This is a genomic window from Aeromicrobium sp. EU05-FHT14F07, from assembly GCF_058790455.1.
On the sequence record NZ_JBYTCR010000009.1, the window covers coordinates 135,091 to 141,397 of the forward strand.

Below are 6,307 nucleotides of genomic sequence, written 5' to 3' on the forward strand. Positions count from 1 at the left end.
CCTTCAGCCGTTCGCCAGCTCGGCGGCCTTGTCGGCCGCTCCGTCCATCGTGTCCACCTGGGTGACGAGCGGGTGGTCCAGCTCGTCCAGGATGGCGCGACCCTCGTCGACGTTGTTGCCGTCGAGACGGACCACGAGCGGCTTGGTGGCGTTGTCGCCGAGCAGCTCGAGCGCGCCCTTGATGCCGTTCGCGACCGCGTCGCACGACGTGATGCCGCCGAAGACGTTGACGAACACGCTCTTGACCTGCGGGTCGCCGAGGATGACGTCGAGACCGTCGGCCATGACCTGCGCCGAGGCGCCGCCACCGATGTCGAGGAAGTTGGCCGGCTTGACCGAGCCGTGCTTCTCGCCGGCGTACGCGACGACGTCGAGGGTGCTCATGACCAGGCCCGCGCCGTTGCCGATGATGCCGACCTCGCCGTCGAGCTTGACGTAGTTGAGGCCCTTCTCCTTGGCCTTGGCCTCGAGCGGGTCCGCCTCCTCGTGGATGACGAACTCCTCGTGCTCGGCGTGGCGCACCTCGGAGGCGTTGTCGTCCAGCGACACCTTGCCGTCGAGGGCCTCGAGCTTGTCGCCCTCGAGACGGGCGAGCGGGTTGACCTCGACGAGGGTGGCGTCCTCCTCGACGAAGACCTTCCAGAGCGACTGCACCATGGCGACGGCCTGGTCGGCGAGCTCGGCCGGGAACTTGGCCTCCTCGACGATCGCGCGGGCCTTGGCCTCGTCGACGCCGGCACCGGCGTCGATCGGGATCTGGCGGACGGCCTCGGGGTTGGTCTTGGCGACCTCCTCGATCTCCACACCACCCTCGACGCTCGCGATGCACAGGTAGCTGCGGTTCGACCGGTCCAGCAGGAAGGAGAAGTAGTACTCCTCGACCGGGGGCGTGGCCGGCGTGACGAGCACGCGGTTGACCGTCAGGCCCTTGATCTCCATGCCGAGGATGTTCGACGCGTGCTCGTAGGCCTCGTCGGCGGTCTTGGCGATCTTCACGCCGCCCGCCTTGCCGCGGCCGCCGGCCTTGACCTGCGCCTTGATCACGGTGACGCCGCCGAGCTCCTCGGCGGCGGCCTTGGCCTCGTCGGCGGTCGTGACGACCTTGCCGAGCGTCGTCGCGACGCCGTGCTTGGCGAAGAGCTCCTTCGCCTGGTATTCCATCAGATCCACGGTGATGACCGTCCTTGGTTCGTCCAGGGTCCTCTGAGGTAGGTCAGAGCCTCTCGGGACTCTAGCCGCTGTGGGAGGCAAACGGGCGGCGGGGTGCGTCACACCGGGGAGCGTGACGGCGGCCACGCCACCGCCTCGCGTCTCAGTCCGGCGGCAGCACCTCGAGCGCGACGTCGTCGATCCCGAGCTCGGCGAGCGCGGCCCGCAACGCCTGCTCCGCCGCGTCGTCGGCGACCACGAGCACGCGTCCGGCGTCCTCCGCGCGCACCACCCAGGCGGTCGCCACCGGCTGGCTGGCACCGAGGTAGACGACCTCCTCGCCGTCCGCGCTCACCTCACGGGCGCGGCGCAGCGCACGCTCCTCGGCGGCACCGGACAGGTCGGCCACCACGACACGGGGGATCGGCACCCCGAGATCGTCCCGCACGGCGGTGTTCCTGCTCACAACCGCCCCCGCGACACGCCCGGAACGACGGGGACGACCGTGCGGGTGTCCCGGTTCCTCCTTGACCATGACCTTCTGTCCTCTAGACTCGACAGGTCCCGCCCGTGCATCGCTGGAGGTTTCTGCGTGTCATCACCTGCGCCCAAACGTCGACTCGACGTCAGGCAGCAGACGCCGCGCGACTCCGTCGGCGGCCGTCGGGCGGCTGTCCGGCCCCGCCGTCGCAAGACCAGCCTGCGCTTCACGCCGGCTGCCGCGGGAGCCGTCGCCCTGGTGATGGCCGGCATCGGCGCAGCAGCGTTGTCGCCGCGCGCCGACCAGGGGTCGCTCGACTCCGGCTACCAGACGATCTCGGCGAGCTACACCGGCGCGCAGGGCGTCGACGTGACGCCCGAGATCGACGAGGCCACCCTCGCGCGCCAGACCGAGCAGCAGGCGTCTCAGAAGCTCAAGGTCGACGGCGAGCTGCGCGACAAGGCGCAGAACGTCGCCGACGAGTACAAGTCGAACCAGTGGGTGCTGCCGGTCACCGGCTACGCGCTCACCGCCCGGTTCGGCCAGTCCAGCTCGCTGTGGGCGCGCGTGCACACCGGCCTCGACTTCGCGGGCCCGTCGGGCTCGACGATCGTCTCGGTCGCCGCCGGCACGGTCACCGACACGAGCTACGCGGGCGCCTACGGCAACCGCACCGTCGTCACCCTCGACGACGGCACCGAGATCTGGTACTGCCACCAGAGCCGCATCGTCGCCACGCCCGGCGAGCGTGTGCGCGCCGGCCAGACGATCGGCTACACGGGTTCGACCGGCAACGTGACCGGCCCCCACCTGCACCTCGAGGTGCGACCCGGCGGCGGCGAGCCGATCGACCCGGAGATCGCCCTGCGCGAGCACGGCGTCACGCCGTAGCCCCACCCCGACCCGACGACGCCCCCGGCCACCGGCCGGGGGCGTCCGTGCGTCGCGGCGGCTACAGCTTCTCGACGGGTGCGTAGCGCAGCAGCAGACGCTTGACCCCCTGCGACCCGAAGTCGACGCTGGCGACCGCGTTGTCGCCCTGCCCGTCGAGCGCGACGACGGTGCCGAGGCCGAAGCTGTCGTGCGTGACCCGGTCGCCCGGGGTCAGCGACGGCACCGCACGCTTGCGCTGCGACCGTGCCGCGGCCGCCTTGGCCGTGAACGCCTGACCGCGGCCGCCTCCGCCGGAGGCACCACCGGAGCCGATGGAGGGCGCCCGGGTCCAGGCCGTCGGCGACTGCCCCTCGCGGCGCCAGTCGAGCAGGTACGCGGGGATCTCGTCGAGGAACCGCGACGCGGGGTTGTAGGACGGGGCGCCCCACGCGGCACGGCTCATGGCGCGCGTGACGTAGAGCCGCTCCCGGGCGCGCGTGATGCCGACGTAGGCGAGGCGGCGCTCCTCCTGCAGCTCGCTCGCGTCACCCAGCGCCCGCAGGTGGGGGAAGACGCCGTCCTCGAGACCGGTCAGGAAGACGACCGGGAACTCCAGGCCCTTGGCGGTGTGCAGGGTCATGAGCGTGACCATGCCGTCGCCCTCGTCGGGGATCGAGTCGGCGTCGGCGACGAGCGCGACCTGCTCGAGGAACGCCTCCAGCGATCCGCTCGTCAGGTCGGCCTCCTCGCGACCGCTCTCCTCGTCGGAGACGGTGGACGCGTTCACGACGTACTCGCGGGCGACGGCGACGAGCTCGGCGAGGTTCTCGACCCGGGTCTCGTCCTGCGGGTCCTTGCTGTCCTCGAGCGCGGAGAGGTACCCGCTGCGCGTGAGGGCCGCCTCGAGCACGACGTCGGCGGGCTCCCCGGAGAGCGCGAGCTCGCGCAGCTCGGCCATCGTGGCGGCGAACGTCTGCACGGCCTTCAGGGAGCGGGGGGCGAGGTCGCCGGCCTCCTCCGCGCGCTGCAGGGCGTCCCAGAAGGAGATCTGCTCGCGTGCGGCGAACCGCTCGACGGCAGCCTGTGCACCGTCGCCGATGCCCCGCTTCGGCTCGTTGACGATGCGTCGCAGCGACACGGCGTCGCGCGGGTTGACCAGCGCGCGCACGTAGGCGAGGGCGTCCTTGATCTCCTTGCGCTCGTAGAAGCGCACGCCCCCGACCACGCGGTACGGCAGCCCGACGCGGATGAAGACCTCCTCGAACACGCGGGACTGCGCGTTGGTGCGGTAGAAGACGGCGACGTCGGACGGCTTGGCGTCGCCGGCGTCGGTGAGCCGGTCGACCTCGTCGGCGATGAACTGCGCCTCGTCGCGCTCGTCGTCGCCGACGTAGCCGACGATCCGCTCGCCGTCACCTGCGGCGGACCACAGCTTCTTGTCCTTGCGGCCCTCGTTGCGGCTGATGACCGCGTTGGCCGCGTTGAGGATCGTCTGCGTCGAGCGGTAGTTCTGCTCCAGCAGGACGGTGGACGCTGCCGGGTAGTCCTGCTCGAACTCGAGGATGTTGCGGATGTTCGCGCCACGGAAGGCGTAGATCGACTGGTCGGAGTCGCCGACGACCATGAGGTCGAGGTCGGGGTCCGTCTCGGGGTCGCACAGCTCCCGCACGAGCGCGTACTGGGCGTGGTTGGTGTCCTGGTACTCGTCGACGAGCACGTGACGGAAGCGTCGCCGGTAGGTCTCGCGGACGTCGGGGAAGGCCTGGAACAGGTGGACGGTCTGCATGATGAGGTCGTCGAAGTCCATGGCGTTGGCCGCCCGGAGCCGCTGCTGGTACAGGCGGTAGGCCTCGGCGTAGAGCTCCTCGGTGCCGTTGGTGGCACGGCCACCGGCCGACTCGTGGTCGACCAGCTCGTTCTTGAGGTTGGACACCCAGTGGAGCACGGCGCGGGGGTTGACCTGCTTCGGGTCCAGACCCATGTCCTTGCACACCAGCGTCATCAGCCGCCGGGAGTCGGCGGCGTCGTAGATGCTGAACGTGGACGTGTAGCCGAACCGGTTGGCCTCGCGCCGCAGGATGCGCACGCACGAGGAGTGGAAGGTGCTCACCCACATGGCGCGCGACGGGCCGCCGACGAGCTCGGCGACGCGCTCGCGCATCTCGGCCGCCGCCTTGTTGGTGAACGTGATCGCCAGGATCGAGCCCGGGTGGGCACCGCGGGCGGAGATCAGCCAGGCGATCCGGCGCGTGAGCACCCGCGTCTTGCCCGACCCGGCTCCCGCGACCACCAGGACCGGTCCCGGCTCGTGCGAGACCGCGGCCCGCTGGGCGTCGTTGAGCCCCTCGAGGAGCGTGTCGGACCGTGCCGCGCGGCGCGGACGGGCCCCCGACGTCGGGCTCGGGTCGGAGTCGTCCGAGGACGACGAGGGGCGGGCACCTGCGGGCACGGGAAAGGGCGACGTCATGACCGGTCCAGCCTAGTCGGCGGGCCCGACAGCGCCGCGATGACGGACCGGAGCGACGACGAGACGGGCGGACGGCGCACGAACCGACAGGGGGGCTCGCGCCCGGCGGCGACGGCTGGCAGGGTGGCGGGGTGATCGACGTCGTGGTGGACCATGCCTCGCAGGAGCCGCCGTTCGAGCAGGTGCGGCGCCAGGTGGCTGCGGCGGCCGCCGACGGCTCGCTGCCCGCGGGGCACCGGCTGCCGACCGTGCGTGCGCTGGCCGCCGACCTCGGGCTGGCCGTCAACACCGTCGCCCGGGCCTACCGCGAGCTGGAGACCGACGGCGTCGTCGAGACCCAGGGTCGGCGCGGCACCTTCGTGACGGCCCCGGTCGCCCCCGACGGCGCCACCCGCGCGGCGGTCGAGCGCGTGGTCGCGGACGCGCGCCGCGCCGGTCTCTCCCGCGACCAGGTCGTCCGGCTGGTCGAGGAGGTGTGGGGCGCGTGAGCGACCTGGACGACGTGACCATCAGGCTGGCCCGCGAGCGCGACCTCGACGAGCTGACCGACCTCTGGGAGCGGGCGGCGCGCACCAGCCACGGCTTCATGGCCGACCACGACTTCACCGACGCCCACCCCTATCTGCGCGACGCACTGCTGCCGTCGATGGACGTCTGGGTGGCCGAGCGCGCCGGCCGCCCCCTCGGCCTCGCCGGATGCCGAGGCACGCACCTGGAGCTGCTCTACGTCGAGCCCGAGGTGCACGGCACGGGCATCGGCACCCTCCTGCTCGACCACGTCGGCCCCACGAGCGTCGAGGTCTACGCCGGCAACGCGCACGGCCTCGGCTTCTACACGTCGCACGGCTTCCGCACCCTCCGCACCCACACCACCGACGCCTTCGGCCGCCCCTTCCCCGTCGTCCATCTGGTCCGCGAGCTGAGCTGAGTCGGCGTCGGGCCTTCATCCGTTGGCTGCGGGGTCGTGACCTTGCTGGTGCGCAGCCTGCAATCGTCGTGACCTTGCTGGTGCGTTGCCTGCGGTGGTCGTGACCTTGCTGGTGCGCAGCCTGCGGTCGTCGTGACCTTGCTGGTGCGCTGCCTGTGGTCGTCGTGACCTTGCTGGTGCGCTGCCTCGGCTGGCGCTGGGGGTGGCCTCCGAAAGGGCCTCGACCGGCAGCGGGTCCGGGGCGGCTTCGGGTCGCGGGGTCCGGTCTGGGCTCGTGGGCGACGCACGATTCTTCCTTTGCGCGTGCTGGGCGCACGATTCTGCGTTCGCGCGTGCCGTCGGTGGAGCCTCGCCACGCTGAACGGGATCCGGGTGTGGAGAAAAACAACAAATGGGACGAGGAGGACAA

General features: G+C 71.6%; 6 protein-coding genes. 3 read left to right on the forward strand and 3 right to left on the reverse strand.

Annotation, left to right across the window (positions count from 1 at the left end; genetic code table 11):
* Positions 1-3: 3 nt before the first annotated feature.
* Together sucC and AC3WRM_RS10275 are read right to left on the reverse strand one after the other, a co-directional pair.
* Positions 4-1,170 carry an ADP-forming succinate--CoA ligase subunit beta gene (gene sucC / locus AC3WRM_RS10270; RefSeq protein WP_492248124.1) on the reverse strand — a complete coding sequence of 389 codons (1,167 nt, stop codon included), beginning with the start codon at positions 1,168-1,170 and terminating at the stop codon, positions 4-6.
* A gap of 142 nt (positions 1,171-1,312) precedes the next feature.
* A complete protein-coding gene (locus tag AC3WRM_RS10275; protein WP_492248123.1) occupies positions 1,313-1,579 on the reverse strand; it encodes a hypothetical protein in 267 nt (88 codons plus the stop codon).
* Positions 1,580-1,741: 162 nt separating this feature from the next.
* Between AC3WRM_RS10275 and AC3WRM_RS10280 the strand changes: the two genes are divergently transcribed.
* Positions 1,742-2,521: a M23 family metallopeptidase gene (locus AC3WRM_RS10280; RefSeq protein ID WP_492248122.1), complete on the forward strand. Its 780-nt coding sequence runs from the start codon at positions 1,742-1,744 to the stop codon at positions 2,519-2,521.
* Between the two features lie 61 nt (positions 2,522-2,582).
* On the opposite strand, the gene pcrA is transcribed toward AC3WRM_RS10280, so the two are convergent.
* Positions 2,583-4,970 (reverse strand): DNA helicase PcrA, encoded by a 2,388-nt coding sequence (gene pcrA / locus AC3WRM_RS10285; protein ID WP_492248121.1) that lies wholly within the window; start codon positions 4,968-4,970, stop codon positions 2,583-2,585.
* 131 nt (positions 4,971-5,101) lie between these two features.
* Between pcrA and AC3WRM_RS10290 the strand changes: the two genes are divergently transcribed.
* On the forward strand, positions 5,102-5,458 hold the full coding sequence (locus tag AC3WRM_RS10290; RefSeq protein ID WP_492248120.1) for a GntR family transcriptional regulator: 357 nt from the start codon (positions 5,102-5,104) through the stop codon (positions 5,456-5,458).
* Positions 5,455-5,898: a GNAT family N-acetyltransferase gene (locus tag AC3WRM_RS10295; protein ID WP_492248119.1), complete on the forward strand. Its 444-nt coding sequence runs from the start codon at positions 5,455-5,457 to the stop codon at positions 5,896-5,898. Before AC3WRM_RS10290 ends, AC3WRM_RS10295 begins: the two co-directional genes overlap by 4 nt.
* Positions 5,899-6,307 lie beyond the last annotated feature (409 nt).